Source organism: Streptomyces sp. NPDC048196, assembly GCF_040652715.1.
Lineage (GTDB): Bacteria > Actinomycetota > Actinomycetes > Streptomycetales > Streptomycetaceae > Streptomyces > Streptomyces siderophoricus.
This window is the reverse complement of record NZ_JBEZMM010000023.1, coordinates 39,675-65,735: the sequence shown is the minus strand read 5'-3', so window position 1 is coordinate 65,735 and position 26,061 is coordinate 39,675. Positions and strand designations below refer to the sequence as shown.

The 26,061-nt window shown below is 74.4% G+C and carries 19 protein-coding genes; 16 read left to right on the top strand and 3 right to left on the bottom strand.

Annotated features, from left to right (window positions below; genetic code table 11):
- Positions 1 to 73: 73 nt before the first annotated feature.
- Entirely contained in the window at positions 74 to 1,258 is a 1,185-nt protein-coding gene (locus tag AB0E02_RS22290; RefSeq protein WP_362141938.1) for a zinc-dependent alcohol dehydrogenase, read from the bottom strand.
- A gap of 392 nt (positions 1,259 to 1,650) precedes the next feature.
- Between AB0E02_RS22290 and AB0E02_RS22285 the strand changes: the two genes are divergently transcribed.
- The 6 genes from AB0E02_RS22285 (at position 1,651) to AB0E02_RS22260 (ending at position 11,648) form a co-directional block, all read left to right on the top strand.
- Positions 1,651 to 3,747 (top strand): SpoIIE family protein phosphatase, encoded by a 2,097-nt coding sequence (locus AB0E02_RS22285; RefSeq protein WP_362141936.1) that lies wholly within the window; start codon positions 1,651 to 1,653, stop codon positions 3,745 to 3,747.
- 160 nt (positions 3,748 to 3,907) lie between these two features.
- Positions 3,908 to 4,474, top strand: a complete 567-nt coding sequence (locus AB0E02_RS22280; RefSeq protein WP_362141934.1) for a hemerythrin domain-containing protein — start codon at positions 3,908 to 3,910, stop codon at positions 4,472 to 4,474.
- 89 nt (positions 4,475 to 4,563) lie between these two features.
- Positions 4,564 to 7,695, top strand: a complete 3,132-nt coding sequence (locus tag AB0E02_RS22275; RefSeq protein ID WP_362141932.1) for an FAD-linked oxidase C-terminal domain-containing protein — start codon at positions 4,564 to 4,566, stop codon at positions 7,693 to 7,695.
- The gene (locus tag AB0E02_RS22270; protein WP_362141930.1) at positions 7,676 to 9,490 is read left to right on the top strand and encodes a thiamine pyrophosphate-requiring protein; all 1,815 of its coding nucleotides are present in this window, start codon (positions 7,676 to 7,678) and stop codon (positions 9,488 to 9,490) included. The genes AB0E02_RS22275 and AB0E02_RS22270 overlap by 20 nt, the downstream gene beginning before the upstream one ends.
- 2 nt (positions 9,491 to 9,492) lie before the next feature.
- On the top strand, positions 9,493 to 10,617 hold the full coding sequence (locus AB0E02_RS22265) for an enolase C-terminal domain-like protein (RefSeq protein ID WP_362141928.1): 1,125 nt from the start codon (positions 9,493 to 9,495) through the stop codon (positions 10,615 to 10,617).
- Between the two features lie 14 nt (positions 10,618 to 10,631).
- Positions 10,632 to 11,648, top strand: coding sequence for an SDR family oxidoreductase (locus AB0E02_RS22260; protein ID WP_362141926.1), 1,017 nt, complete (start codon positions 10,632 to 10,634; stop codon positions 11,646 to 11,648).
- A gap of 38 nt (positions 11,649 to 11,686) precedes the next feature.
- Here AB0E02_RS22260 and AB0E02_RS22255 read toward each other — a convergent pair whose 3' ends face one another.
- Together AB0E02_RS22255 and AB0E02_RS22250 are read right to left on the bottom strand one after the other, a co-directional pair.
- Positions 11,687 to 13,744, bottom strand: a complete 2,058-nt coding sequence (locus tag AB0E02_RS22255; protein ID WP_362141924.1) for a CocE/NonD family hydrolase — start codon at positions 13,742 to 13,744, stop codon at positions 11,687 to 11,689.
- A 44-nt stretch (positions 13,745 to 13,788) separates the two neighbouring features.
- A complete protein-coding gene (locus AB0E02_RS22250; RefSeq protein WP_362141922.1) occupies positions 13,789 to 15,081 on the bottom strand; it encodes an ATP-grasp domain-containing protein in 1,293 nt (430 codons plus the stop codon).
- Positions 15,082 to 15,301: 220 nt separating this feature from the next.
- Here AB0E02_RS22250 and AB0E02_RS22245 point away from each other — a divergent pair, with 220 nt between their 5' ends.
- The 10 genes from AB0E02_RS22245 to AB0E02_RS22200 all read left to right on the top strand — a co-directional run bounded on the left by AB0E02_RS22245 (position 15,302) and on the right by AB0E02_RS22200 (position 26,035).
- Positions 15,302 to 16,264, top strand: coding sequence for a UDP-glucuronic acid decarboxylase family protein (locus tag AB0E02_RS22245; protein ID WP_362141920.1), 963 nt, complete (start codon positions 15,302 to 15,304; stop codon positions 16,262 to 16,264).
- A gap of 61 nt (positions 16,265 to 16,325) precedes the next feature.
- Positions 16,326 to 18,005 carry a carbamoyltransferase C-terminal domain-containing protein gene (locus AB0E02_RS22240; RefSeq protein ID WP_362141918.1) on the top strand — a complete coding sequence of 560 codons (1,680 nt, stop codon included), beginning with the start codon at positions 16,326 to 16,328 and terminating at the stop codon, positions 18,003 to 18,005.
- Positions 18,002 to 19,075, top strand: coding sequence for a glycosyltransferase (locus tag AB0E02_RS22235; RefSeq protein ID WP_362141916.1), 1,074 nt, complete (start codon positions 18,002 to 18,004; stop codon positions 19,073 to 19,075). The genes AB0E02_RS22240 and AB0E02_RS22235 overlap by 4 nt, the downstream gene beginning before the upstream one ends.
- Complete coding sequence (locus AB0E02_RS22230) at positions 19,072 to 19,689, top strand: HAD family hydrolase (RefSeq protein ID WP_362141914.1); 618 nt, start codon at positions 19,072 to 19,074, stop codon at positions 19,687 to 19,689. The genes AB0E02_RS22235 and AB0E02_RS22230 overlap by 4 nt, the downstream gene beginning before the upstream one ends.
- Positions 19,686 to 20,801: a glycosyltransferase family 9 protein gene (locus AB0E02_RS22225; RefSeq protein WP_362141912.1), complete on the top strand. Its 1,116-nt coding sequence runs from the start codon at positions 19,686 to 19,688 to the stop codon at positions 20,799 to 20,801. Before AB0E02_RS22230 ends, AB0E02_RS22225 begins: the two co-directional genes overlap by 4 nt.
- Positions 20,798 to 21,763: a glycosyltransferase gene (locus AB0E02_RS22220; protein ID WP_362141910.1), complete on the top strand. Its 966-nt coding sequence runs from the start codon at positions 20,798 to 20,800 to the stop codon at positions 21,761 to 21,763. Before AB0E02_RS22225 ends, AB0E02_RS22220 begins: the two co-directional genes overlap by 4 nt.
- On the top strand, positions 21,760 to 22,998 hold the full coding sequence (locus tag AB0E02_RS22215) for a glycosyltransferase (RefSeq protein WP_362141908.1): 1,239 nt from the start codon (positions 21,760 to 21,762) through the stop codon (positions 22,996 to 22,998). The genes AB0E02_RS22220 and AB0E02_RS22215 overlap by 4 nt, the downstream gene beginning before the upstream one ends.
- Positions 22,999 to 23,127: 129 nt before the next feature.
- Complete coding sequence (locus tag AB0E02_RS22210) at positions 23,128 to 23,760, top strand: SIS domain-containing protein (RefSeq protein ID WP_362141906.1); 633 nt, start codon at positions 23,128 to 23,130, stop codon at positions 23,758 to 23,760.
- On the top strand, positions 23,757 to 25,157 hold the full coding sequence (rfaE2, locus tag AB0E02_RS22205) for a D-glycero-beta-D-manno-heptose 1-phosphate adenylyltransferase (RefSeq protein WP_362141904.1): 1,401 nt from the start codon (positions 23,757 to 23,759) through the stop codon (positions 25,155 to 25,157). Before AB0E02_RS22210 ends, rfaE2 begins: the two co-directional genes overlap by 4 nt.
- Entirely contained in the window at positions 25,154 to 26,035 is an 882-nt protein-coding gene (locus tag AB0E02_RS22200; RefSeq protein WP_362141902.1) for a glycosyltransferase, read from the top strand. The genes rfaE2 and AB0E02_RS22200 overlap by 4 nt, the downstream gene beginning before the upstream one ends.
- The last annotated feature ends 26 nt before the right edge of the window (positions 26,036 to 26,061 follow it).

Genomic DNA, 26,061 nt, shown 5'->3' with positions numbered 1-26,061 from the left:
TTCTACGGCTCGGCCGAGTGCGGCGCCCGGGGGCCGGCGGTCCGGTGCGCGGTGCCGGCGGGCGGCCGGCCGGTCAGGGCTGCAGCAGCGTCTTGATCATGCCGTCTTCCTTGGCCTGGAAGGTCTTGTAGGCCTGCGGCCCGTCCTCCAGCGGCAGCTTGTGGGTGGCAAAGCCCTCGACGCCGAGCCGGTCCTCGTCGTCGAGCAGCGGCAGGATGTCGTCCACCCAGTGCCGCACGTTGGCCTGCCCCATCCGCAGCTGCACCTGCTTGTCGAACATGGTGAGCAGCGGCAGCGGGTCCATCGCGCCGCCGTAGACCCCGACCACGGAGATCGTGCCGCCCCGGCGGACCACGTCGACGGCGGCGTGGAAGGCCGCCATCCGGTCGACCCCGGCGCGCGACATCAGCTTCTCCGCGAGCCGGTCCGGGAGCAGCCCGACCATCTGCTGCGCGGCCTTCGCCACGGGGGCCCCGTGGGCCTCCATGCCGACGGCCTCGATGACCGCGTCGGCGCCGCGGCCGTCGGTGAGCCGGCGGACCTCGTCACCCAGGTCCGCGCCGAGCTCGTCGACGTTGAGGGTGTGTACGCCGCGTTCCCGGGCGCGGGCCAGCCGCTCGGGCACCAGGTCCACGCCGATCACCTGCCGGGCTCCGCGGTGCAGGGCGATCCGGGCGGCCATGTCGCCGATCGGGCCCAGGCCGAGGACCACGACGTGGGCGTCCGGCGGCGGGTCGGCGTAGGCGACCGCCTGCCAGGCGGTGGGCAGGACGTCGGAGAGGTAGACGAACCGTTCGTCCGGGGGGCCGTGCGGGACCTTGACGGGGAGGGTGTTGCCGAAGGGCACCCGCAGGAACTCGGCCTGACCGCCCGGCACCTGGCCGTAGAGCTTGGTGTAGCCGAACAGTGAGGCGCCCATGCCGTGTTCCCTGACCTGGGTGGTCTCGCACTGCGAGTGCAGGCCCCGGTCGCACATCCAGCAGGAGCCGCAGGAGACGTTGAAGGGCACCACCACCCGGTCGCCGGGGGCGAGCGCGGTCACCTCGGGCCCCACCTCCTCGACGAGGCCCATCGGCTCGTGGCCGAGGATGTCGCCCGGCTCCAGATAGGGCCCCAGCACCTCGTAGAGGTGGAGGTCGGAACCGCAGATGCCGGTGGATGTGATCTTGACCAGGACATCCGTCGGTTCGATGATCTTCGGATCGGGGACCGTGTCGATCCGCACGTCCCGCTTGCCGTGCCACGTCAGTGCCCGCACCCTGTCCTCCTTCGCCGTGACCGGTCGGCAGGAACTGGTTCGTTTCGGGACGACCGATTCGTCTGACGGGTCATCACGCCGGTATTCCGGACCACGCCGGTTCTCCGGACCGCGCCGCCTCCGCGTGCTCCGGGCGGCTCCTCCTGCGCAGACGGCAGGCGCGCGCCGCTCGACAGAGCCGGCCGCTCAGCCCAGTCTCCGGCCGGCCTCCCGATCGTGCAAACGCCCGAACGGACCACTGCCGGCCGCGCGCACCGGGCGGCGGCCGTGACCGAGTGTGCCCGCGGACCGCGGCTCGATGCCCGCCGCCGCCCGCCGGCACGGCTGCGCGTCCTCGGGCGGTCCGGGGGACCATGGGAAGGGCGGCGATCCGCAGGCGGAGGGAGGGCCGGATGTCCACAGCCGACCCCGTCGGCGCGGCGGGCGACTGGCCCTTCGGCAAGGTGCCGCAACGCAGCGGACTGCTGGACCTGCTCGGCGTCGCCGCGGTGGTCCTGGACGCCGACGGCCGGATCGTGCTGTGGAGCCCGCAGGCCGAAACGCTCTTCGGCTACTCCGCGCAGGAGGCGCTGGGAGAGTTCGCCGGGCGGCTGCTGGTCCACGAGCACCATCTGGACCTGGTGATCAGGCTCTTCACCGAGGTCATGGCGACCGGCCAGAGCTGGGCCGGGGCCTTCCCGGTCCGGCACAAGGACGGCAGCACCCGGCTGGTGGAGTTCCGCAACGTCCGGCTGCTGGACGACCGGGGGGACTACTACGCCCTGGGCATCGCCACCGATGAGGCCACCCTGAGCAAGGTGGAACGCGATGTGGCGCTGTCCACCCGGCTGGTCTCGCAGTCCCCGATCGGACTCGGCGTCCTGGACACCGACCTGCGGTACCTGGCCGTCAATCCCGCGCTGGAGCGGATCGACGGGATCTCCGCCCGGGAACACCTCGGCCGGTCGGTCCACGAGGTGCTGCCGTTCATCCGGACCGAGGCCCTCGAAGCCGCCCTGCGGCGGGTGCTGGACACCGGGCGGCCGCTGGTCGACCAGTACGTCGTGGGGCGCACCCTCGCCGACCCCGAGAACGAGCACGCCTGGTCGGTCTCGTTCTACCGGCTGGAGGACCCCGGCGGGCGGATCCTCGGCGTGGCCGGGGTGATCGTGGACGTCACCGACCGGCACCGCGCGGCCGGGGAGGCGGCGCGCGCCCGGCGCCGGCTGGCCATGATCGCGGACGGTTCGGCGCGGATCGGCACCACGCTGGAGGTGGAACGGACCGCCCATGAGCTGGCCGAGGTCACCGTGCCCGAGCTCGCCGACGTGGCCACCGTGGACATCCTGGACTCCTTCCTGGACGACCGCCGGCCCACCGGCTCCGGCGCCCACCCGGAGGTCTTCCGGGCCCTCGCGGTGCAGACCGCCTACCCCACCGAGGCGGCCCGGGCCGCCGACCCGCCCGGCCACATCGCCAGCTACGGCGCCGACCGGCTGGTCACCCAATGCGTACGGACCGGCCGGCCCATCCTCGTGCGCCACGTCGACGACGAGTCCCTGGCGCGCATCGCCCGCGACCCGGAGGCCGCCGCGATCCTCGCCCGGGCCGGTATCCACAGCTACCTCGCCACCCCGCTGATCGCCCGCGGCGAGGTGCTCGGCGCGCTGGGCCTCACCCGCAGCCGCAACCCCGTCCCGTTCGACGAGGACGACCTGACCCTGGCCGCCGAACTGGCCGACCGGGCCGCCGTGAGCATGGACAACGCCCGGCTCTACCAGAGCCTGCGGGACACCGCCGTCACGCTCCAGCGCAGCCTGCTCCCGGACCGCCCGCCGCAGCGGGCCGGGCTGGAGATCGCCACCCGCTACCGGCCGGCCGGCACCACGAACGAGGTCGGCGGCGACTGGTTCGACGTGATCCCGCTCGCGGGGGACCAGACGGCACTCGTGGTCGGTGACGTGATGGGCAGCGGCACCAAGGCCGCCACCACGATGGGACGGCTGCGGACCGCCACCGGCACCCTGGCCGACCTGGACATGCCGCCGGCCGAGGTGCTGCGGCACGTCGACCGGATCACGGCCGGCCTGGACCAGTACGCCACCTGCGTCTACGCCGTGCACGATCCGCAGCAGGCGGTCTGCCGGATCGCCGCCGCCGGGCATCTGCCGCCGGTGCTGATCCACTCCGGCCGGCCGCCCGAACTGCTCGACCTGCCCACCGGCGTCCCGCTCGGCGTCGGCGGCATCCCTTTCGAGGAGACCACCTTCGCGCTGCGCCCCGGCGACCGGCTGGTGCTGTACACCGACGGGCTGGTCGAGACCCGCCGGGACACCATCGACGAGCGCCTGGACCGCCTGCTCGGTCTCCTGGACCGCCCGGACCCGTCCCTGGAGGACACCTGCGACCGTCTGCTCGACGCGCTGCGCGACCCGGACGACGCGGACGACGTGGCCCTGCTCATCGCCCGGGCCCGGCCCGGGCCGCCCGGCGCGGACCGCGACGGCTGAGGGAATTCCTCCGCCGCATTTCCGCGGCTGCCTCCGGTAAGGAACCGGATGCGGCATCCGGCGCAATTCCCGCCGGTCGAGGCGTTAGCCGGGACGGTGCGGGGGAACCCGTTCTGGTGGCCGAAGGGCGGACGCGCGCACATGGGCGGGAGGTACGACCATGGGACACGGCGGAGATGTCATCACGGAGTTGGCCGCGGACCATCGGGAGATGGCCGCGCTGTTCGAGCAGATCGAGGCGGCGGTCCCCGCGGCCTCGATGCGCAAAAGACTGCTCGACCGGCTGACGATCGAAATCGTCCGTCATTCCGTCGCCGAGGAGCAGTACCTCTACCCCGCGGTCCGCGAGAAGCTGCCGGACGGCGCCGCACTGGCCGACAAGGAAATCGCCGACCACCAGCGCGTGGAAGGACTGCTGAAAGACCTGGAACGGCTCGATGCGGAAGACCGCGCGTTCAACGAACTGTTCGTGAAACTCCGGACGGAGGTCCGGGCACACATCCGGGAAGAGGAGAACGAACTGTTCGCCCGATTGCGTGAGGCGTGCCTTCCCGGGGAACTCGAAGCGCTCGGGGAGAAGGTCCGGGCGGCCAAGAAGCTGGCACCCACCCGGCCGCACCCGGGCGTCCCCGACGCCCCGCCGGCGAACAAACTGCTGGCCCCGGGGCTCGGGCTGGTGGACCGCGCCCGCGACCTGCTCACCGGCCGCGGCGGCGGCCCGGACTGACCCGCCGAAACCACCCCCGGGCCCGTACGGCCCGGCCGTCCACCCGGGCGTCCGGGCCTTTCGTAGCGCAGAAACGGCAGAAGGTGTGTATGAACCACCGACAGGAGACCACGCCGGACGAGCGGCAGAACGGCTCGCCGGAGACCTTCCCCGCCGCGCGGACCGGTGCGCTGGAGAAGGCGCTGCGCGAACGGGTGGACGGTGAGGTGCGCTTCGACGCGGGCAGCCGCGGCGCCTATGCCACGGACGGTTCCAACTACCGGCAGGTGCCGATCGGCGTGGTCGTGCCGCGGAACGTCGACGCCGGCGCGGCCGCCGTCGAGGTGTGCGCCGAATTCGGTGCGCCGGTGCTCTCCCGGGGCGGCGGGACCAGCCTCGGCGGGCAGTGCACGAACACCGCCGTGGTCATCGACTGGACGAAATACTGCAACCGCCTGGTGTCGGTGGACGCCGAACGGCGCCGGTGCGTGGTCGAACCGGGCATCGTGCTCGACGCACTCAACCGGGAACTGGCCGGCGAGAAACTGAAGTTCGGCCCGAAACCCTCCACGCACAGCCACTGCTCGCTGGGCGGAATGGTCGGCAACAATTCTTGTGGCGCCTCGGCCCAGGCGTACGGGAAGACCGTCGACAATGTGCGGCGGCTGGAGATCCTCACCTATGACGGCGTCCGGATGTGGGTGGGGCCCACCTCGCCGGAGGAATACGCACAGATCCAGGCGGAAGGCGGCCGGCGGGCGGAAATCTACCGGGGCCTGCGGGAACTCGCGGACCGGTATCTGGGCGACATCCGGCGGGGATTTCCCGACATTCCGCGGCGGGTGTCGGGATACAACCTGGACTCGCTGCTGCCCGAGAAGGGCTTCGACGTCGCACGGGCGCTGGTGGGCAGCGAGGGCACGTTGGTCACCGTCCTGCACGCCGAGCTGGACCTCGTTCCGGTGCCGCCCTGCGAGGCCATGGTGGTGCTCGGCTACCCCGACATCTGCGCGGCCGCCGACGACGTACCCCGGCTGCTGGCGCACGGCAACCCCACCCAACTGGAGGCCCTGGACGGGCGGATGGCGCAGCTGATGCGCGAGGAGCACGCCTACCTCGACTCCCTGGAGATCTTCCCGGAGGGCGACAGCTGGCTGCTGGTGCAGTTCACCGGCGACACCCGGGAGGACGTGGACGCCCAGTGCCACGATCTGCTCCGGGCGCTGGGCCGCAAGGAGAGCGATCCGACCGTGGCGTTCTCCGACGACCCCGCGCGCGAGCAGCGGATGCTCAAGGCGCGCGAGGCCGGCCTCGGCGTGACCGCGCGGCCGCCGGACGACCGGGAGACCTGGGAGGGCTGGGAGGACTCCGCGGTCCCGCCGGAGAAGCTCGGTGACTACCTGCGCGATCTGAAGGCGCTGTTCGCCGAGTTCGACTACGACCATCCGTCGCTGTACGGCCACTTCGGCCAGGGGTGCGTGCACACCCGCATCCCCTTCGAGCTCAAGACCGCCCGGGGAGTGGCGGACTTCCGCGCCTTCGTGCACCGCGCGGGCGACCTCGTCGTCTCGTACGGCGGGTCGCTCTCCGGCGAGCACGGCGACGGGCAGGCGCGCGGCGAACTGCTCCCGAAGATGTTCGGCGAACGGCTCACCGGGGCCTTCGGCGAGCTGAAGGCGCTCTTCGACCCGGACGACCGGATGAACCCCGGCAAGGTCGTGCGCCCCCACCGGACCGACGACCACCTCCGGCTCGGCCCGGCCTGGCGGCCCGAGACCCACCGCACCCACTTCGGCTACCCGGACGACGAGCACTCCTTCACCCGGGCGGTGATGCGCTGCGTCGGCATCGGCAACTGCCGCACCCACACCGGCGGGGTGATGTGCCCCTCGTACCGGGCCACCGGCGAGGAGGAGCACTCCACCCGCGGGCGGGCCCGGCTGCTGTTCGAGATGCTGAACGGGCACGCCGACTCGGCGATCACCGACGGCTGGCGGTCCACCGAGGTCCGCGACGCGCTCGACCTGTGCCTGGCCTGCAAGGGCTGCAAGTCCGACTGCCCCACCGGCGTCGACATGGCCACCTACAAGGCGGAGTTCCTCGCCCACCACTACGCCGGCCGGCCGCGCCCGGCCGCCCACTACGCCCTGGGCTGGCTGCCGCTGTGGGCGAAGCTGGCGCGCGGCGCGCCACGGCTGGTCAACGCGGCGCTGCGGGCACCCGTACTGGCCCGGCTGGGCAAACGCGCCGCCGGGGTGGCCACCGAACGCACCGCACCGGCCTTCGCGGCGGAGTCGTTCACCGAATGGTGGACCGCCCGCGGCGGCCCGCAACCCGACCCCGGCGACGCCCGGACGGTGCTGCTCTGGCCGGACACCTTCAGCAACCACCTCCACCCGAACGTCGCCAGGGCGGCGGTGCGGGTCCTGGAGGACGCCGGCTTCCGGGTCGCGGTACCGCCGGGGCCGGTGTGCTGCGGGCTGACCTGGATCTCGACCGGGCAGCTGACGACCGCCAAGCGGGTGCTGCGCCGCACCGTCCGTGAGCTCCGGCCGTGGATCGAGGCCGGGACGCCGGTCATCGGGCTGGAGCCGTCGTGCACCGCGGTGTTCCGCGCCGACGCCCCCGAGCTGTTCCCGGACGACAAGGACGTGCAGCGGCTGGCCGGGCAGTTCCGGACGTTCGCCGAACAGCTCGTCCACCACGCCCCGGAGGGCTGGCGGCCGCCCCGGCTCGACCGTCCGGCGACCGTGCAGACCCACTGCCACCAGCACGCGGTGTTCAAGGACGACGCCGACCGTGAACTGATGCGCCGGGCCGGGCTGGACGCGGACGTCCTGGACGTCGGCTGCTGCGGACTGGCCGGGAACTTCGGCTTTGAACGCGGCCACCACGAGGTCTCCATGACCATCGCCGAACAGGGCCTGCTGCCGGCCGTCCGCGCCGCCGACCCCGCCGCCCTGGTGCTCGCCGACGGCTTCAGCTGCCGTACCCAGATCGCCGACGGCGACACCGGCCGGGGCGCGCTCCACCTGGCCGAGGCGCTGGCGCTCGGCCTCGACGGTCCGCTGCCCGCCGGCCGTCCCGAGCAGGGCGCCGACCGGCCGCGGGTCCCCGCCCGGGACGCCCGGCTGGTCACCGCCGGCGCCGCCCTGACCGGCCTCGGGGCGCTGGCCGCCGGGGTGGCCGCCGCACTCAACCGACGAGAAAAGAGGAACCTCCGTGTCGACCAAGGTCTCTGACCACATCCTTGCCCGGCTGCGTGAGTGGGACGTCGAGCACGTCTTCGCCTACGCCGGCGACGGCATCAACGGGCTGCTCGCCGCCTGGGAACGCGCCGACAACAAACCGCAGTTCATCCAGGCGCGGCACGAGGAGATGGCCGCCTTCCAGGCCGTCGGCTACGCCAAGTTCTCCGGCCGGGTCGGCGTCTGCGCCGCGACCTCCGGGCCCGGAGCCATCCACCTGCTCAACGGCCTCTACGACGCCAAGCTCGACCACGTGCCCGTGGTGGCGATCGTCGGGCAGACCAACCGCAGCGCCATGGGCGGCTCCTACCAGCAGGAGGTCGATCTGGTCAGCCTCTACAAGGATGTCGCCTCCGACTTCCTCGAAATGGTGACCGTCCCCGAGCAGCTGCCCAACGCGATCGACCGGGCCATCCGCACCGCCTACGGCCGGCGGACCGTGACCGCGGTGATCGTCCCCGCCGACGTCCAGGAACTGGACTACTCGCCGCCCACCCACGCCTTCAAGATGGTCCCCTCCAGCCTCGGCCTCGCCTCCTACGCGCCGGTGCCGACCGACGACGACCTCGCCCGGGCCGCGGAGGTCCTCAACGCCGGGGAGAAGGTCGCCGTCCTGATCGGGCAGGGCGCCCGCGGGGCCCGCGCCGAGGTGGAGCAGCTCGCCGACGTGCTCGGCGCCGGGGTGGCCAAGGCGCTGCTCGGCAAGGACGCGCTGCCCGACGACCTGCCCTACGTCACCGGCGCCATCGGGCTGCTGGGCACCCGGCCCTCCTACGAGATGATGCGGGACTGCGACACCCTGCTCGTGGTGGGGTCCAGCTTCCCCTACACCCAGTTCATGCCGGAGCTGGACCAGGCCCGGGCGGTGCAGATCGACATCGACCCGCACATGGTCGGGATGCGCTACCCCTTCGAGGTCAATCTCGTCGGCGACGCCAAGGCGACTTTGCAGCGGCTGCTGCCGCAGCTCAGGACGAAGAAGCACGGCACCTGGCGGAAGAAGATCGAGAAGGACACCGCCCGCTGGTGGGAGGTGATGGAGCGGCGGGCCGCCGTCGAGGCCGACCCGGTCAACCCCGAGTACGTCGTCCACGCCCTCGACGCGCTGCTCCCCGACGACGTCATCCTCGCCGCGGACTCCGGCTCGTCCGCCAACTGGTACGCCCGCCACCTGCGGATGCGCGGCACGATGCGGGGCTCGCTCTCCGGGACGCTGGCGACCATGGGCCCCGGCGTGCCGTACGTCATCGGTGCGAAGTTCGCCCACCCCGACCGGCCGGCGATCGCCCTCGTCGGGGACGGCGCGATGCAGATGAACGGCATGGCCGAGCTGATCACCGCCGGCAAGTACTGGTCCGAGTGGCAGGACCCGCGGCTGATCGTCGCCGTCCTCAACAACCAGGACCTCAACCAGGTGACCTGGGAGATGCGCGCCATGTCCGGCGCCCCGCAGTTCCTGCCCTCACAGGCGATCCCGGACGTGCGGTACGCCGACTTCGCCCGCTCCATCGGCCTGGACGGCGTCCGGGTGGAGAAGCCCGGCGAGGTCGAGGACGCCTGGCGCAAGGCGCTCGCCGCCGACCGGCCGTTCGTCATCGACTTCCGCACCGACCCGGCCGTCCCCCCGATCCCGCCGCACGCCAGCCTCGACCAGATCGAGGCCGCGGCCACGGCCATCCTCAAGGGCGACAGCGACCGCGCCGCGATGGTCAAGCAGGGCCTCAAGGCGAAGGTCCAGGAGATGCTTCCGGGCGGCAAGCACCGGCACGGCCGGCCGGACCAGGGCTGACGGTGCAGCAGACCAGCGGGGGCGGTGACCCGGTCGTCGACGCGGTCGAGGCGGCCGCCTACACCGTCCCCACCGACGCGCCCGAGGCCGACGGCACCCTGGAGTGGCACGAAACGACCCTGGTCGTGGTGCAGCTCCGCTCCGGCGGCACCACCGGCCTCGGCTACACCTACGGCGCGCCCCAGACCGCCGCGGTCGTCCGCGACGTACTGGCCCGGGAGGTGCGCGGCGCGTCCGTCTGGGACGTGCCCGCGGCCAACGAGGCGATGTCCCGGGCGGTGCGCAACGCCGGCCGGCCAGGGCTGGTCGCCGGCGCCCTGTCCGCCGTCGACATCGCCCTGTGGGACCTCAAGGCCCGGCTGCTCGGCCTGCCGCTCGTCCGGCTGCTCGGCGCGGCCGGCCGGGCGGTGCCCGTGTACGGCAGCGGGGGATTCACCACCTACGACGCGGACCGGCAGGACCGGCAGCTGCGCGGCTGGGTCGAGGAGCAGGGACTGCCCCGGGTCAAGATCAAGATCGGGGAGTCCTGGGGCCGGGCCGAGGGCCGCGACCGGGAACGCATCGCGCAGGCCCGCACCAGCATCGGCCCCGCCACCGAGCTGTACGTCGACGCCAACGGCGGCTACTCCGTCAAGCAGGCCGTCCGGCTCGCCGACCACCTCGCCCGGCACGGCGTCACGTGGTTCGAGGAGCCGGTCTCCTCCGACGACCTGACGGGCCTGGCTCAGGTCCGGGAAGCGGTGCCGGCCGAGGTCACCGCCGGCGAATACGGCTACGCCCTCCCGTACTTCGCGCACATGCTGGACGCCCGCGCGGTGGACTGCCTCCAGGCCGACGCCACCCGCTGCGGCGGCCTCACGGTCTGGCTGCGCGCCGCCGCGCTCGCCGAGGCCCGCGGCCTGGCGCTCTCCGGGCACTGCGCACCCCACGTCCACGCCCATGCGGCCGCGGCGATCCCCAACCTGCGCCACCTGGAGTGGTTCCACGACCATGTCCGCATCGAGAACCTGCTGTTCGACGGCGTGCTGGACCCGTCGGGCGGCAGCGTGACACCGGGCGCCGACGGAGCGCCGGGACACGGGCTGACCCTGCGCACCGCGGACGCCGAGCCGTACCGGGCCGGCTGAGGAGGACAACCGACATGGCACAGACCGTCGTCATCACAGGAGCGAGCGCCGGCATCGGCCGCGCCACCGCCCGGCTGTTCGGCGACCGGGGCGCCGACGTGGCGCTGGTGGCCCGCGGCCGGGCCGGTCTCGAGGCGGCCGCGGCGGAGGTCGAACGGGCCGGCGGCCGGGCGCTGGTACTGCCCACCGACGTCGCCGACCACGAGCAGGTGGAGGCCGCCGCGCAGGCCGCCGAGGACGCCTTCGGCCCGCTCGACGTCTGGGTCAACGACGCCTTCACCTCGGTCTTCGCGCCCTTCACCGAGATCGGGCCGGACGAGTACCGCCGGGTCACCGAGGTCACCTACCTCGGCTTCGTGCACGGCACCCGGGCCGCGCTGCGCCGGATGCTCCCCCGCGACGCCGGCACGGTCGTGCAGGTCGGCTCGGCGCTCGGCTACCGGTCCGTACCGCTGCAGTCCGCGTACTGCGGCGCCAAGCACGCCATCAACGGCTTCACCTCCGCCGTGCGCACCGAACTGCTCCACCAGGGCAGCAAGGTGCGGATCACCGTGGTCCAGATGCCCGCGGTCAACACCCCGCAGTTCTCCTGGGTGCTCTCCCGGCTGCCCCGGCACCCCTCCCCGGTGCCGCCCATCTACCAGCCCGAGGTCGCCGCCCGCGCCGTCGTGCACGCCGCGAACCACCCGCGCCGCAAGCAGTACTACGTCGGCGCGTCCACCGCGGCGACGATCTGGGCCGAGAAATTCGCCCCCGGCCTCCTCGACCGCTACCTCGCCCGCACCGGCTTCGACTCCCAGCAGACCGACCGGGCCCCGTCCTCCGCCCGGGACGTCAACCTGTGGCAGCCGGCGGACGACACCCCGGGCCACGACTACGGTGCCCACGGCGTCTTCGACCCGCAGGCCAAGGCGCACTCCGCCCAGGCGGCACTCGCCCGGCACCCCGCCCTGACCGCGGGCGCGGTCACCGCCACCGCGCTGGGCGCCCTCTCCCTGCTGCGGTCACGGGGGCGCCGCGCCGGGCGGTAGCGCCGGCGCGGCAAGGGGACCTCTCCCGTAGGAGGGCCCTACAGCAGATCCCGGGGCAGCCTCTCGTTCCACGTACGGGAGAACACCCGGCGGTCGTTCTCGAAGCCGTCCAGGGTGGCGTCCACGTGGAACTCCGTCCCGCTGCACCTGAGGACCGTGCGGGTCTCCACCCGGACGTCCCAGTCGTCGCGCCGGAAGCGCGTGGTCCAGGCCGCCTCACCGCGGACGGACGTGAAGTCGTCGGCGACCGCCGTGTACCGCTCGTGGGCGCGGATCCCGACGTCCAGCCCGATGCCCTCGTAGCGCACCGTCCCGCGGTCCTTGACGATCTCCAGCTCGGAGCGGTAGTCGACCAGGTCCCGCTTGACCTCCCAGCGCTGCTCCGGGGCCGTCAGCTGCGTGGTGGCGAGCGGCGGTGCGGCCTCGGGTTCCCCGAACGGGTCGGCGGGCACGAGGTCGGGCTCGCGCACCGGGCGCACCGGCAGGGTCAGGGTGCTGCTGCCCTCGTACATGGTCAGCCGCACCGGCCGGGGCGGCGGCCAGGCCAGTGGCCAGTACGACGTGGACAGCGACAGCCGGATGCGGTGGCCGGGCGGGAACGCCTGGGCGACACCGTTGAGTTCCACCGTGGCCCGGTAGCGGGCGCCCGGCTCCAGCGGTTCCGGCGTACCGATCCCGTTCCGGTGGGTCAGGTTCAGCACCCCGTAGGTGACCCGGGTGGCGGCACCGTCCGGGCTGACGTCGGACAGTCGGGCGGCCACCATGGCCACCGGCTCGTCGGCCGAGAACTCCAGCTCCACCGTAGGGGAGCCGAGGATCTCCACCCGCTCGGTGAGTGCCCCGGTCTCGAAGACCAGTGAGCCGCCGTCCTCCTCCCGCTGGTCGTACGGCAGGTCCGGGGGAGCGTTGTAGGAGGCCCACTTCCCGGCGAACTGGCCGACGGACAACGGGGACCGGACGGTCAGCGCGGCATCCTCCCGCGCCCGGTCACCGGGCTCGGTCGCCTCCTCCGCCGCCGCCTCGGGCGGGTCGATGCGGTACCCGCGCAGCGGGTGGCACACCGGCCGGACGTGCGGCGACGGCCAGTCCGGCTCGCCGACCCAGCGGCCCGGCCGCTCCTCGTACGACGTCGAGGGCGGCACGCTGTCCTGCATCCAGGTGCGCAGCATCGGGCCGTCCATCGCCCCGTTGTCGACGCCCTTGAGCCAGTGGTCCCACCACCGCACCACCTCCTGGAGATAGCCGATGGCCGGGCCGGGCTCGCCCACGTGCGGGTACTTGTGCGACCAGGGGCCGATCAGCCCCTTGCGCGGGACGTCCAGGTTGGCCAGCAGCCGGGTCACGGCGTTGGAATAGCCGTCCGCCCAGCCGCTGGAGGCCAGGACCGGGCAGCGCACGGCCGCGTAGTCCTCGCAGACCGAGGCGTGCCGCCAGTAGTCGTCGCGGCGCTGGTGACGCAGCCACTGAAGGACCCAGGGCCGGGTGTGTGCCAGGCGCTCGTGCCACATCTCCCGCCAGCGCGCGCCGACCACCGCGGGGTCCGGCGGGCAGGTGCCGTAGGCGAACATGGTGCCCGCCTCGGCCAGGTTGTCCGACAGCAGCGCGCCGCCCATGTAGTGCATGTCGTCGGCGTACCGGTCGTCCGTGAAGGAGGCGATGACGACGGCGCGCAGGCTCGGCGGCTGCCGGGCGGCGACCTGGAGGGCGGCGAACGCGCCCCAGGAGATGCCCATCATCCCGGTGGTGCCGTCGCACCACGGCTGGGCGGCGAGCCAGGCCAGCACGTCCTCGGCGTCGGCCTGTTCCCGCTCCAGGTACTCGTCGGTGAGCACCCCCTCCGACTCGCCGGTGCCCCGCAGGTCCACCCGGACGCAGGCGTAGCCGTGCCCGGCCAGGTAGGGGTGGTGCATCGAGTCGCGTACGGAGCTCAGATCGCGCTTGCGGTACGGGATGTACTCCAGCACCGCCGGCACCGGCTCCCGGTCGGAGGAGACCGGGCGCCAGATGCGCGCCGACAACCGGGTGCCGTCGGACACCGGCACCTCGACGTGCTCCTCCTCGGTCGTCGCACAGGGCAGTTCGCTGACGAAACGCATACGGCCGGGGCTCTCCTTTCGCGGCGGCCGGGCAGGCGGCCGGGCTAGCTGTCGTGCTCACCGGGCGGGGGCGGGTCGAAGGCGAGGTCCAGGGCGGCCACACACCGGTGGTACTTGGTGCACAGCTCCTCCTCACTGTCCCCTCCGGTGAAGATGTGGGCCACTTCGAAGCTGTAGCTGTCCTGCTCCGCCAGCTCCGACAGCCGCTGCCCCTCCGTGGGCCGCAGGTCGATCCGCACGCCCGGGATCTCCCGTTCGATGCGGGCGAGGTCCTCCGCGGTGGGCACCTGGCGGACGATGCCGTCGGTGAACGTGCGGTAGTACCACTTGGCGGCCGTGCGGTAGCGGCCGGCGCTTTTGGGCAGGGCGGGGTCCCGGCCGAGGGCCAGGCTCACCATGCAGTGGTGGTTGGGCACCCCGTCGACGTCCTCGAAGAGCTCGGCGTGCGACTGGGAGTGCCGCGGGTTGACCTCCAGCACGTTGATGTCCCCGGTCTGCGGGTCGTAGAAGTACTCGATGCTGAAGGTGGCGGCGTCCATGCCGATCTGCCGGATCAGGCGCTCCGAGACGTCGTGCAGCCGCCGGATGACGGGCTCGGGGAGCGTGGAGGGGTACTGGTGGCGCAGGAAGGACGGCTTGTCGGGGTAGTTGATGGAATCCAGCACGCCGTAAACGATGACCTCGCCTTCGTGGACATAGCCCTCGACGGCGACCTGGAGCCCGGAGAGCCGTTCCTCGGCCAGACACACCTCGGCGCCGACCTCCGCCATTTCCGGCGGCAGTGACACCCGGTCGAGGATGTCCGCGAACGGCCGGCCCACCCGCCCGATTCCGGCGCGGATCTCGTCCACCGCGGCACGGAATTCCTCCTGATCGCCCACCCCGAAAGCCAGCTCCGAGGAATACGCGAGCGCCGGCTTGAGCCACATCGGGAACCGGACGCCGTCCGGCGGCCGCGGATCGTCCGCGGCCAGATCCACCCGGCCGAAGCGCGGATGCTCCTCGATGGCCTTCTGCTGTTCCAGCCGGCACCAGTACTTGTGCTCACACTTGACGATCGACTCAAGACTCGTGCAGCGGGTGCCGTAACGCTCCCCGAGGATCGGGACGAAGGTGCTCACCGGAAAGTCCCAGAAGCCCACGATGGCGTCGACGTGGCCGTCGAAGGAATCCAGCTGCCGCTGCGCCTTTTCCAGCAGCTCGGGTACGGACACCTCGCCGACCTGGAGTTCCTCCAGCGTCAGCAGCCGGTGGAACCGGTAGTCGCCGGCGCCGGGCAGCTTGCGCAGAAGCGGGAGATTACCGTCGTCCAGGCCGATCACGAAGATGTTCCGCATCACGCCGCCTTACTCCTCGGGCCGGTGGTCGGGTTGTCCCGTGTACCCCCACCCGGCCGGAAGACACGGCGTTCCGCCTGTTGTACCCGCTGCGCCGCGGGGGCCCGGCGCAGCGGTGGCGGATTAACCCGACCGGCGGAGCCCGGCTCGCCGCCGCGGGCCCTTCCCAGGACGCTGATCGAGGAGCCCGACGACTTCGGACCAAGCCTTGAGGAGTCCCATGGACACGGCACTTTCGCGGAATTGGCAACGCGCGGTGGTGACCGGTGGCGCGGGTTTCGTCGGGTCCCATCTCTGCACCGAATTGGTGGCACGGGGAACCGCCGTCATATGCATCGACGATTTCAGCACCGGACGGCCGGAGAACATATCCGCGGTGCGTGACCACCCCGCTTTCACGGTCGTCGAGGCGAACGTCACCGAGCCGGTCCACCTCGACGCGGAGCCCGATCTGGTGCTGCACTTCGCGTCCCCGGCGTCGCCCGCCGACTACCTCAAACTCCCGCTGCACACCCTGGAGACCGGCAGCCTGGGCACCCGCAACATGCTCGCCCTGGCCCGGGCGAACGGCGCCCGCTTCCTGCTGGCGTCCACCTCCGAGGTCTACGGCGACCCGCAGCAGCACCCGCAGAGCGAGGACTACTGGGGGAACGTCAACCCCGTCGGGCCCCGCAGCGTCTACGACGAGGCCAAGCGCTTCGGTGAGGCCCTCACCACCGCGGAGGCCGGGGCGCACGGCACCGACACCGGCATCGTCCGGCTCTTCAACACCTACGGCCCCCGCATGCGCGGCCACGACGGACGCGCGGTGCCCACCTTCATCCGCCAGGCCCTGGCCGGCGATCCGCTCACGGTCACCGGCGACGGCTGCCAGACCCGCTCGCTGTGCTACGTCGACGACACCGTGCGCGGCATCCTCGCGGCCGCCGGGTCCGACCTGCGCGGCCCGGTGAACCTGGGCAACCCGGCCGAGATCAGTATGCTCGAACTCGCCCGGCTCGTCATCGAGTTGACCGGCTCCCGGTCCTCCGTCCGGTTCATCGACCGGCCGACCGACGACCCGGCGGTGCGCTGCCCGGACATCACCATGGCCCGCGGCAAGCTCCAGTGGGAACCCCGGGTGTCGCCACGGGACGGCCTGGCCCGCACCATCGCGTGGTTCCGGGAGCGGCAGGCGCCCTGATCCCGCGAGTCCCGGAGACCCAACCGCCGCCCCCGGACGAAGGAAAGGCCCGCGAACCGTGATGCGCATCCTTGGAATCAACGCCCTCTTCCACGACCCCGCCGCCGCACTCGTCATCGACGGCATCACGGTGGCCGCGGCGGAGGAGGAGAGGTTCTCCCGGCGCAAGCACGGCAAACGGCCGGTGCCGTTCTCCGCCTGGGAACTGCCCGAGCAGGCCGCCCGCTGGTGCCTCGACTACGCCGGCCTGCGCCCCCAGGACATCGACGCGGTCGCCTACTCCTTCGACCCCCGACTGGCCCGGCCCGCCGCACAGATGGGCCTGCACGACCCCTGGGACCACCTGCGCCTGACCTACGCCCGCGAGGCACCCGGCTTCCTCGCCCAGGCGCTGCCCGGCCTCGACCCGGACGCGGTGCGGTTCGTGCCGCACCACATGGCGCACGCCGCGTCCGGCGCCTTCGCCGCACCGGACGCCGACACCTCCTCCGTCCTGGTCCTCGACGGCCGCGGCGAGGCCACCTCCCACCTGGCCGCCCACCGCGTCCAGGGCAAACTGGAGCCGCTGTACGGCCAGGAGCTGCCGCATTCGCTCGGCCTGGTCTACGAGGAACTGACCGAGCACCTCGGATTCCTGCGCTCCTCCGACGAGTTCAAGGTCATGGCCCTCGCCTCGTACGGCAGGCCCCGGATGCTGGCCGAACTCCGCCGCCACATCCACCCGACCGGGGACGGCGGCTTCCGCGCCACCGGCGTGCCCTGGCACGAACTGTGCGCCCCGCGCCGCCCGGACGAGCCCTGGCACCAGGACCACGCCGACCTCGCCGCCAGCGCCCAGACCTGCCTGGAGGAGACCCTGCTGGACCTGGTCCGCTGGCTGCACGGCCGGACCCACGACGACGTGCTGACCCTCGCCGGCGGCGTCGCCCTCAACTGCGTCGCCAATGCGCGGATCGCCCGCGAGGGCCCGTTCGGCCGGGTCTGGGTCCAGCCGGCGGCCGGCGACGCGGGCACCGCGCTCGGCTCCGCCCTGCTGATCGGCGCCGACGCGGGCGAGGAACCGCTGCCCATGCCCGGCGCCGCCCTCGGCCGCGACTGGACCGACGCCGAACTCGAAACCTGGCTCCGGACCGCCGCCGTCCCCCACGAACGCCCCGCCGACATCGCCCGGACCGTCGCCGAGGCCCTCGCGGACAACGCGATCGTCGCGTGGTTCCAGGGCCGCGCCGAATACGGACCGCGGGCCCTGGGACACCGCTCCCTGCTGGCCCACCCCGGCCACTTCGCCAACCTGGAGCGGCTCAACGACGTCAAGGGCCGCGAGCAGTTCCGGCCGGTCGCCCCCATGGTGCTCACCGACCGCGCGGCGGACATCTTCGACGGCCAACTCCCCAGCCCCTACATGCTGTTCGTCCACGACGTGGCCCCCGAGTGGCGGGACCGCATCCCCGCCGTGGTCCACGTGGACGGCACCGCCCGGATCCAGACCGTCGACCCGGCCGCCGAACCGCTCGTGGCCCGGATGCTGACCGAGTTCGAACGGCTCACCGGCCTGCCCGTCGTCGTCAACACCAGCCTCAACACGGCCGGCCGGCCGATGGTCGACGACCCCCGCGACGCCCTGGAGTGCTTCGGCTCCACCCCCGTCGACCTGCTGGCCATCGGCCCGTTCGCGGTCCGCCGCCGGGACTTCTTCGCCGCCGGGCAGCACGCCCCGCACAAAGCGGAGGACCCCCGATGACCGCCCCGTCCGCCCCGGGTGACCGGTCCACCGACTACACCGTCGTGATCCCCACGCTCGGCCGGCCCAGCCTGACCGCCTGCCTGGCCGCGCTCGCCGCCGCCGACGGCCCGCCGCCGCGCCGGGTGATCCTCGTCGACGACCGCCCCCTCGACGACTGCACACCGCTGCCCGCCGACATCCCCCGGGCGCTGCGCGACCGCACCGTGACCGTGCCCGGCTGCGCCCGCGGCCCGGCCGCCGCCCGCAACACCGGCTGGCGGGCGGCCGGCGGCACCCCCTGGATCGTCTTCCTCGACGACGACGTGCTCCCCGGACCCGCCTGGGCGAGGGAACTGGCCGCCGACCTCGCCGCCGCCACCCCGCGCACCGCCGGCGTCTCGGCCCGGATCGACGTGCCGCTGCCGTCCGGACGCGAACCCACCGACTGGGAACGCAACACCGCGGGACTGGCCACCTCCCGCTGGATCACCGCCGACATGGCCTACCGCCGGGCCGCCCTGGAATGCGTCGGGGGCTTCGACGAACGCTTCCGGCGCGCCTTCCGGGAGGACGCGGACCTGGCCCTGCGGGTGCTGACGACCGGCTGGACGCTGGCCGAGGGCCGCCGCCGCACCACCCACCCGGTCCGCCCCGCCGACCGCTGGATCTCGGTACGGCTCCAGGCCGGCAACGCCGACGACGTCCTGATGACCCGCCGGCACGGCCGGGGCTGGTGGCGCCGCGCCCAGGCCCCGCGCGGCCGGCTCCCCGGACACCTCGCGGTGACCGCGGCGGCCGCCGGCGCGCTGCTGTGCGGCGCGGCCGGCAAACGGGGCGCCGCGGCGGCGCTGGCCGCCCTGTGGCTCGCCGGGACCGCCGAGTTCGCCTGGGCCAGGATCGCCCCCGGCCCGCGTACCCGGGACGAGACCCGGACCATGGCGCTGACCAGCGTCCTGATCCCGCCCGCCGCCACCGCGCACTGGCTGCGCGGACTGCTCCGCCACCGCCGCATCGCTCCGGTGGACCCCTGGGGCGGCGCACACCCCGCGCCCGACGTCCGGCCCCGGCCGGCCCCGGAACGGGTATGACCGTGGCCGCCCCGGAGCGGACCGGCGGTCCCTGGCTCTACGCCGGGCGACCGTGCCCCGCCGCGCCCGCACCGGTGCGGCCCGCCGCGGTGCTCTTCGACCGGGACGGGACGCTGGTCGCCGACGTGCCCTACAACGGCGACCCGGCACGGGTCGCACCGATGCCCGGCGCCCGGGCCGCACTGGACGCGCTGCGTGGCCGCGGCATCCCGGTGGGCGTGGTCAGCAACCAGTCCGGGGTGGCCCGCGGCCTGCTCACCCGGAGCCAGGTCGAGGCCGTGCAGCGCCGGGTGGAAGAACTGCTGGGGCCGTTCGCCGTCTGGGCGGTGTGCCCGCACGGGCCCGCGGACGGCTGCGACTGCCGCAAACCGGCACCCGGCCTGGTGCTCGCCGCCTGCCGCCGGCTCGGCGTCGCGCCCGAGGACACCGCCGTCGTCGGGGACATCGGCGCCGACCTGGGCGCGGCCCGCGCCGCGGGTGCCCGCGGCGTGCTCGTGCCCACCCCCGTCACCCGCCCCGAGGAGATCGCCGCCGCGCCCTGCCGCGCGGCCGATCTCCCGGACGCGGTACGGCAGTTGCTGGGCCGGCCGAGCAGTGCGGAGCCGGTGCGATGAGCACCGCGCCGCGCACCCTCGTCGTCCGGCTGGACAGCGGCGGCGACGTGCTGCTCGCCGGGCCCGCCGTGCGGGCCGTGGCGGCCGGCTCGTCGCACACCGCGCTGCTCTGCGGCCCCACCGGCGAGCGCGCCGCGCACCTGCTGCCCGGCGTCGACGAGGTGCTGGTCCACGACGCGCCGTGGGTCGGCCTGCGACCCCCGCCGGTCAGCCGGGCCACCACCGACGCGCTGGTCGACGCCTTGGCCGCGGGCCGGTTCGACCGGGCGCTGATCCTCGTCTCCTACCACCAGAGCCCGCTGCCGGCCGCGCTGCTGCTCAAGATGGCCGGCGCCATCTGGACCGCCGCGGACAGCACGGACTACCCGGGCGCGCTGCTGGACCTCCGGCACCGGCGGGCGCCGCACCGCCACGAGGCCGAGGCCGCGCTGGACCTCGCCGAGGCCGCCGGCTACGCGCTGCCGCCCGGCGACCGGGGAGCCCTGGAGATCCTGCCGCCGCCCGCCACCACACGGCTCACCGGCCGCGACCCCTACGTGGTGCTGCACCCCGGTGCGGCGGTGCCCGCCCGGGCCTGGAGCGCCGACCGGGCCGCCCGCGCCGTGGCCGCACTGGCGGCGGCCGGCCACCGCGTCGTCGTCACCGGCGGCCCTGACGAACGCCGGCTGACCGCCGCCGTGGCCGGCGACCACGCCCTGGACCTCGGCGGCCGCACCGATCTGCACCAGCTCGCCGGCGTCCTCGCCGGGGCCCGGGCCGCGGTCGTCGGCAACACCGGCCCGGCACACCTGGCCGCCGCGGTGGGCACCCCCGTCGTCTCCCTCTTCGCGCCGGTGGTCCCCGCCGAACGGTGGGCCCCCTACGGCGTCCCGCACGTCCTGCTCGGCGACCAGCAGGCGCCCTGCGCGGACAGCCGCGCCCGGAGCTGCCCGGTGCCCGGACACCCCTGCCTCGACGCGGTCACGGACGCCGAACTGCTGGCCGCGCTGGCCCGGGTGACGGCGGGCCGGGGCGCGGCGGTGCCGGCCGCACCGGGCCGTGCGGACGGCCGGGCCCCGGGGGCCGGCGCGCCACGGACACCGACCGACGACGAGCGAGGGGCGACCGTATGAACATCCTGCTGTGGCATGTGCACGGCTCCTGGACCACCGCGTTCGTCCAGGGCCCGCACACCTACCTGGTGCCGGTCACCCCCGACCGCGGACCCGACGGGCGGGGCCGGGCCCGGACCTTCCCCTGGCCCGGATCGGTGCAGGAGAAGACCCCCGCCCAGCTCCGGGAGACCCCCGTCGACCTGGTCGTCCTGCAGCGGCCGCACGAGGCGGAACTCGCCGCGTCCTGGCTCGGCGGCCGCCGCCCCGGCCGTGACCTGCCCGCCGTCTACCTGGAGCACAACGCCCCCGACGGCGCCGTACCGCACACCCGGCACCCGTACGCCGACCGCGACGACCTGGTGCTGGTGCACGTCACCCACTTCAACCGGCTGTTCTGGGACAGCGGCCGGACCCGCGCCGTCGTGATCGAGCACGGCATCGTCGACCCCGGACACCGCTACACCGGCCGGCTCCCGCGCGCCGCCGTCGTCGTCAACGAGCCGGTCCGCCGCGGGCGTACGGTCGGCACCGACCTGCTGCCCGCACTGGCCGCGGCCGCCCCGCTCGACGTCTTCGGCATGCGCACCGAGGGGCTCGCCGGCCATCTCGGCCTCTCCCCGGACGCCTGCCGCACGGTCGAACTCCCGCAGGCGGAGCTGCACACCGCGATGGCCGAGCGGCGGGTGTACCTGCACCCCGTCCGCTGGACCTCGCTCGGCCTGTCCCTGCTGGAGGCCATGCACCTGGGCATGCCGGTGGTGGCGCTGGCGACGACGGAGGCCGTCGAGGCGGTACCCCCCGGCGCCGGCACGCTCTCCAACCGTCCCGAGATCCTCGCCCGCGCCGTCCGCACCTACCTTGCCGAACCGGAAGCCGCCGCCGAGGACGGCGCCCGGGCCCGGCAGGCCGCGCTCGGCCGGTACGGGCTCAAGCGCTTTCTCCATGACTGGGAAAGCCTGATCACGGAGGTACTCGCATGACCGCCCGCGGCACCGCCCCCCACCTGTCCATCGCGCTGGTCTCCGAGCACGCCAGCCCGCTCGCGGTCCTCGGCGGTGTGGACGCCGGCGGCCAGAACGTCCACGTGGCGCGGCTGGCCGGTGCGCTCGCCGACCGCGGCCACCGGGTCACCGTGTACACCCGCCGGGACGCACCCGACCCACCCGACCAGGTCGGCCTGCGGCCGGGGGTGACCGTCCGGCACATCGCGGCGGGCCCGCCGTGCCACCTGCCCAAGGACGAACTCCTGCCGTTCATCCCGGAGTTCGGCCGGTTGCTGACCGAGGACTGGGCCCTGGGGCCGCCGGACGTGGTGCACTCGCACTTCTGGATGTCCGGACTCGCCGCCCTGCAGGCCACCCGGAAACTGGACCTGCCGCTGGCCCACACGTACCACGCGCTGGGCACCGTCAAGCGGCGCCACCAGAAGGACAGCGACACCAGCCCGGCCGGCCGCATCCCCTCCGAGGCCGAGGTCGGCGACGGCTGCGACCAGGTGATCGCCACCTGCCGCGACGAGGTCACCGAACTGATGCGGATGGGCATCCCGTCCCGCAAGGTCAGCGTGGTGCCGTGCGGGGTGGACGCCACCGCCTTCAGCCCGCACGGGCCGGTCGCCGACCGGGGCCCGGTGCGCCATCTGCTGCTGCAACTCGGCCGACTGGTGCCCCGCAAGGGCGCCGCGCTGTCCGTCTCCGCGCTGCCCCGGCTGCCCGACGCCCACCTCGTCATCGCCGGCGGGCCGCCCGCCGCCGAACTCGACCAGGACCCCGAGGTCCGGCGGCTGCGGGCGCTCGCCCGGGCGGCCGGGGTGGCCGACCGGGTCCGCTTCACCGGCGGGGTGCCGTGCGAGGACGTCCCGCCGCTGCTGCGCGCCGCCGACGTGGTGCTGTGCCCGGCGGACTACGAACCGTTCGGGATCGTGCCGCTGGAAGCCATGGCCTGCGGCACCCCGGTGGTCGCCACCGCGGTCGGCGGCCAGCTGGACACCGTCGTCGACACCGTCTCGGGACGGCTGGTCCCGCCCCGCGACCCGGGCGCCCTCGCCCGGGCCGTCGGCGAACTCCTCGCCGACCCCGAACACCGGGCCGCCTGCGGTGCCGCGGGCCGCCGCCGGGTCCTGGCCCGCTACGGCTGGGACACCGTCGCGGCGGCCACCGAGACCGTCTACCGCGGGCTGCTCGCGCACCGGCCGACCGTGCCGGAGGCCGTCTGACGAACCGTCAACCAACCGGGACGACGCTTTCCCGCCCCGGCCGACCCGGCCGGCCCTCGACCGCGGACTTTTGAAGGAGGTGCGGGCCCCGACCGCCGCCGGTTTCACGCACGGAGCGGCCCGATCGACATGAGCCATCCCCTTGAGAGCGCACACCAGCACTGCCAGTCCCTCCAGGAGGCGCTGGGCCATCTGCGCCGGCACAGTCTGCACCAGCTCGCGCGGTGGGCCTCCCACCTCAGCGCCGTACTGCCGCTGGGCGGCCGGCTGCTCGCGGCGGGCAACGGCGGCAGCGCGGCCCAGGCCCAGCACCTGACGGCCGAACTGGTCGGCCGCTACCAGCAGGAACGTCCCGCCTACTCCGCCGTCGCACTGCACGCGGAGACCTCCAGCGTCACCGCGATCGGCAACGACTACGGCTTCGACCAGGTCTTCGCCCGGCAGGTCGAGGCCCACGGCCGGCCCGGCGACATCCTCGTGCTGCTGTCCACCTCGGGCCGCAGCGGCAATCTGCTCGCCGCCGCCGACACCGCCCGCAAGGCCGGCCTGCGGGTGTGGGCGCTGACCGGTCCGCGGCCCAACCCGCTGGCCGACGCGGCCGACGAAGCGCTGTGCATCGAATCGGCCAGCACCGCCACCGTCCAGGAGGCGCATCTGATCGCGCTGCACATCCTCTGCGAGAACTTCGACGCGGTCGGCCCCGAGGCCGCCGCCGCGCTGTCCGCGGAGGAGCCCGGCATCAGCCCGGAGGGCGCGGTATGAGCTCCCGTCAGCCGCTGCTCGTCGTCGGCGACGTCCTGCTGGACCGGGACCTGGCGGGCGACGCCACCCGGCTGGCACCGGACGCGCCCGCCCCGGTCGTGGAGGTGGCCGACGACCGCAGCCGGCCGGGCGGGGCCGGGCTGGCCGCCGCGCTCGCCGCCCGGGCCGGCCGCGAGGTGACCCTGGTGACGGCCCTGGGCGACGACCCGGCGAGCGAGCAGGTCCGCCGCCAACTCCGCCCGGTGCTGCGGCTGGTGGAGCTTCCGCTGAACGGCACGCTGCCCGAGAAGACCCGGGTGCTGGCCGGCGGCCGGCCCCTGGTGCGCTTCGACCGCGGGGGCGGCACCCCCGGCGAGGCCGGTCCCGACGTGGCCGCCGCGCTCGACGCGGCGCGGGCCGTCCTGGTCGCCGACTACGGCCGCGGCACCGCCCGGGCGGTCGCCGGGCGGCTCGCCGACGCCGCGCGCCGCGGGCCGCTGGTGTGGGACCCGCACCCCAGGGGCGGCCGGCCGGTGCCCGGTGCGCGGCTGGTGACCCCCAACGCGGCCGAGGCCCGGACGCTGACCGGCGACGACGCCCGGTCGTTGCACGCCGACGCGGCGCGCGGCAGCCGGCTGGCCGCCCACTGGCGCGCGGCCGCCGTCGCGGTGACGCTCGGCGCCCGCGGCGCGCTGCTGGCCAGGGCCGGCGGCGACTCCCCGATGCTGGTGCCCGCCCCGTACCGGGCCACCGGCGACCCCTGCGGGGCCGGCGACTGCTTCGCCGCCACCGCGGCCGCCGCGCTCGCCGACGGTGCGCTGCCCGAGGAAGCCGTGCAGCTCGCCGTCACCGAAGCCACCTCCTTCGTCGCCGCCGGCGGCGCCGGCAGCCCGGCGCTGTGGGACGGCCCGCCGCCCGCGGACCACACCCCGCCGCGGGACGCCGATCCGTACGCGCTGGCCCGCTCGGTACGGGCCCGCGGCGGCACCGTCATCGCCACCGGCGGCTGCTTCGACCTGCTGCACGCCGGGCACGTCGGGCTCCTGGAGAGCGCCCGGCGGATCGGCGACTGCCTCATCGTCTGCCTCAACTCCGACGCGTCGGTCGCCCGGCTCAAGGGCCCGGGCCGCCCGCTCACCCGCCTCGACGACCGGATGCGGGTGCTGGCCGGACTGGGCTGCGTGGACGCGGTCGCGGTCTTCGACGAGGACTCCCCGGTGAACCTGCTGCGCCGGCTGCGGCCGGACGTCTGGGTCAAGGGCGGCGACTACACCGTCGACACCCTGCCCGAGGCCGCCACCGTCCAGGAATGGGGTGGCCAGGCCCTGGTTCTGCCCTATCTGGACGGCCGCTCCACCACCGCGCTGGCGCGGCGCGCCGCCCGCTCCGCCACCGGCCGGCCGAGGGCCCGCTCGTGACGCCGCGGACCACCGCCCGGGTCGGCGTCGTGATCATCACCCGCAACCGGTGGCACAGCCTGGCCCGCACCCTCGACCGGCTGGCCGGCCTCCCCGAGCGGCCACCGGTCGTCGTCGTGGACAACGGTTCCTCCGACGGCACCCCGGAGGCGGTCCGCACCCACCACCCCGCCGTGCACGTACTCACCGCGGGCCGCAACCTCGGCGCGGTCGGCCGCACTTACGGGGCCGCGGCCCTGACCACGCCCTACGTGGCCTTCAGCGACGACGACTCATGGTGGGAACCCGGCGCGCTGGCCCGCGCCGCCGACCTCTTCGACCACCACCCCCGGCTCGGCCTCGCCGCGGCCAGCACCCTGACCGGACCGGCCGGTGCCCGCGACCCGCTCAACGCCGCCCTCGCCGCCTCCCCCCTGGGCCGGGAACCCGACCTCCCCGGACCCTCCGTGCTCGGCTTCCTGGCCTGCGCCTCGGTGGTGCGCCGGACGGCCTTCCTGGCGGTGGGCGGCTTCCACCCCGTACTGCACTTCGGCGGTGAGGAATCCCTGCTCGCCATGGACCTGGAGGCCGGCGGGTGGGGCGTCGCCTACTGCCCCGAGCTGATCGCCCGTCACCAGCCCGACGGCCCGGACGGCATCCCCCGGCCGGGCCGCACCGTACGGGTACGGCGCAACGCGGTGCTCGCCGCCTGGCTGCGCCGCCCCTACCGCCATGCGCTCACCCACACCGTGCGGCTGGCGCTGGACGGCCTCGACGATCCGGACGCCCGGCGGGCGCTGTCCGAGACGGCCCGCCGGCTGCCGGCCGCACTGGCGCGCCGCCGCCGGCTGCCGCCGCGGGTCGAACGCCGCCTGCAGGTCCTCGAAGCCCGCCCGTGACGCGGCCACCCGGCCGAGGGAGCCCG

What these genes read in the sequence shown, in the direction of transcription:
- AB0E02_RS22285 (WP_362141936.1), top strand. Translation starts at nt 1,651, where the DNA reads ATGTCCACAGCCGACCCCGTCGGCGCGGCGGGCGACTGGCCCTTCGGC.
- AB0E02_RS22280 (WP_362141934.1), top strand. Translation starts at nt 3,908, where the DNA reads ATGGGACACGGCGGAGATGTCATCACGGAGTTGGCCGCGGACCATCGG.
- AB0E02_RS22275 (WP_362141932.1), top strand. Translation starts at nt 4,564, where the DNA reads ATGAACCACCGACAGGAGACCACGCCGGACGAGCGGCAGAACGGCTCG.
- AB0E02_RS22260 (WP_362141926.1), top strand. Translation starts at nt 10,632, where the DNA reads ATGGCACAGACCGTCGTCATCACAGGAGCGAGCGCCGGCATCGGCCGC.
- AB0E02_RS22255 (WP_362141924.1), bottom strand. Translation starts at nt 13,744, where the DNA reads ATGCGTTTCGTCAGCGAACTGCCCTGTGCGACGACCGAGGAGGAGCAC.
- AB0E02_RS22250 (WP_362141922.1), bottom strand. Translation starts at nt 15,081, where the DNA reads ATGCGGAACATCTTCGTGATCGGCCTGGACGACGGTAATCTCCCGCTT.
- AB0E02_RS22245 (WP_362141920.1), top strand. Translation starts at nt 15,302, where the DNA reads ATGGACACGGCACTTTCGCGGAATTGGCAACGCGCGGTGGTGACCGGT.
- AB0E02_RS22240 (WP_362141918.1), top strand. Translation starts at nt 16,326, where the DNA reads ATGCGCATCCTTGGAATCAACGCCCTCTTCCACGACCCCGCCGCCGCA.
- AB0E02_RS22235 (WP_362141916.1), top strand. Translation starts at nt 18,002, where the DNA reads ATGACCGCCCCGTCCGCCCCGGGTGACCGGTCCACCGACTACACCGTC.
- AB0E02_RS22230 (WP_362141914.1), top strand. Translation starts at nt 19,072, where the DNA reads ATGACCGTGGCCGCCCCGGAGCGGACCGGCGGTCCCTGGCTCTACGCC.
- AB0E02_RS22225 (WP_362141912.1), top strand. Translation starts at nt 19,686, where the DNA reads ATGAGCACCGCGCCGCGCACCCTCGTCGTCCGGCTGGACAGCGGCGGC.
- AB0E02_RS22220 (WP_362141910.1), top strand. Translation starts at nt 20,798, where the DNA reads ATGAACATCCTGCTGTGGCATGTGCACGGCTCCTGGACCACCGCGTTC.
- AB0E02_RS22215 (WP_362141908.1), top strand. Translation starts at nt 21,760, where the DNA reads ATGACCGCCCGCGGCACCGCCCCCCACCTGTCCATCGCGCTGGTCTCC.
- AB0E02_RS22210 (WP_362141906.1), top strand. Translation starts at nt 23,128, where the DNA reads ATGAGCCATCCCCTTGAGAGCGCACACCAGCACTGCCAGTCCCTCCAG.
- rfaE2 (WP_362141904.1), top strand. Translation starts at nt 23,757, where the DNA reads ATGAGCTCCCGTCAGCCGCTGCTCGTCGTCGGCGACGTCCTGCTGGAC.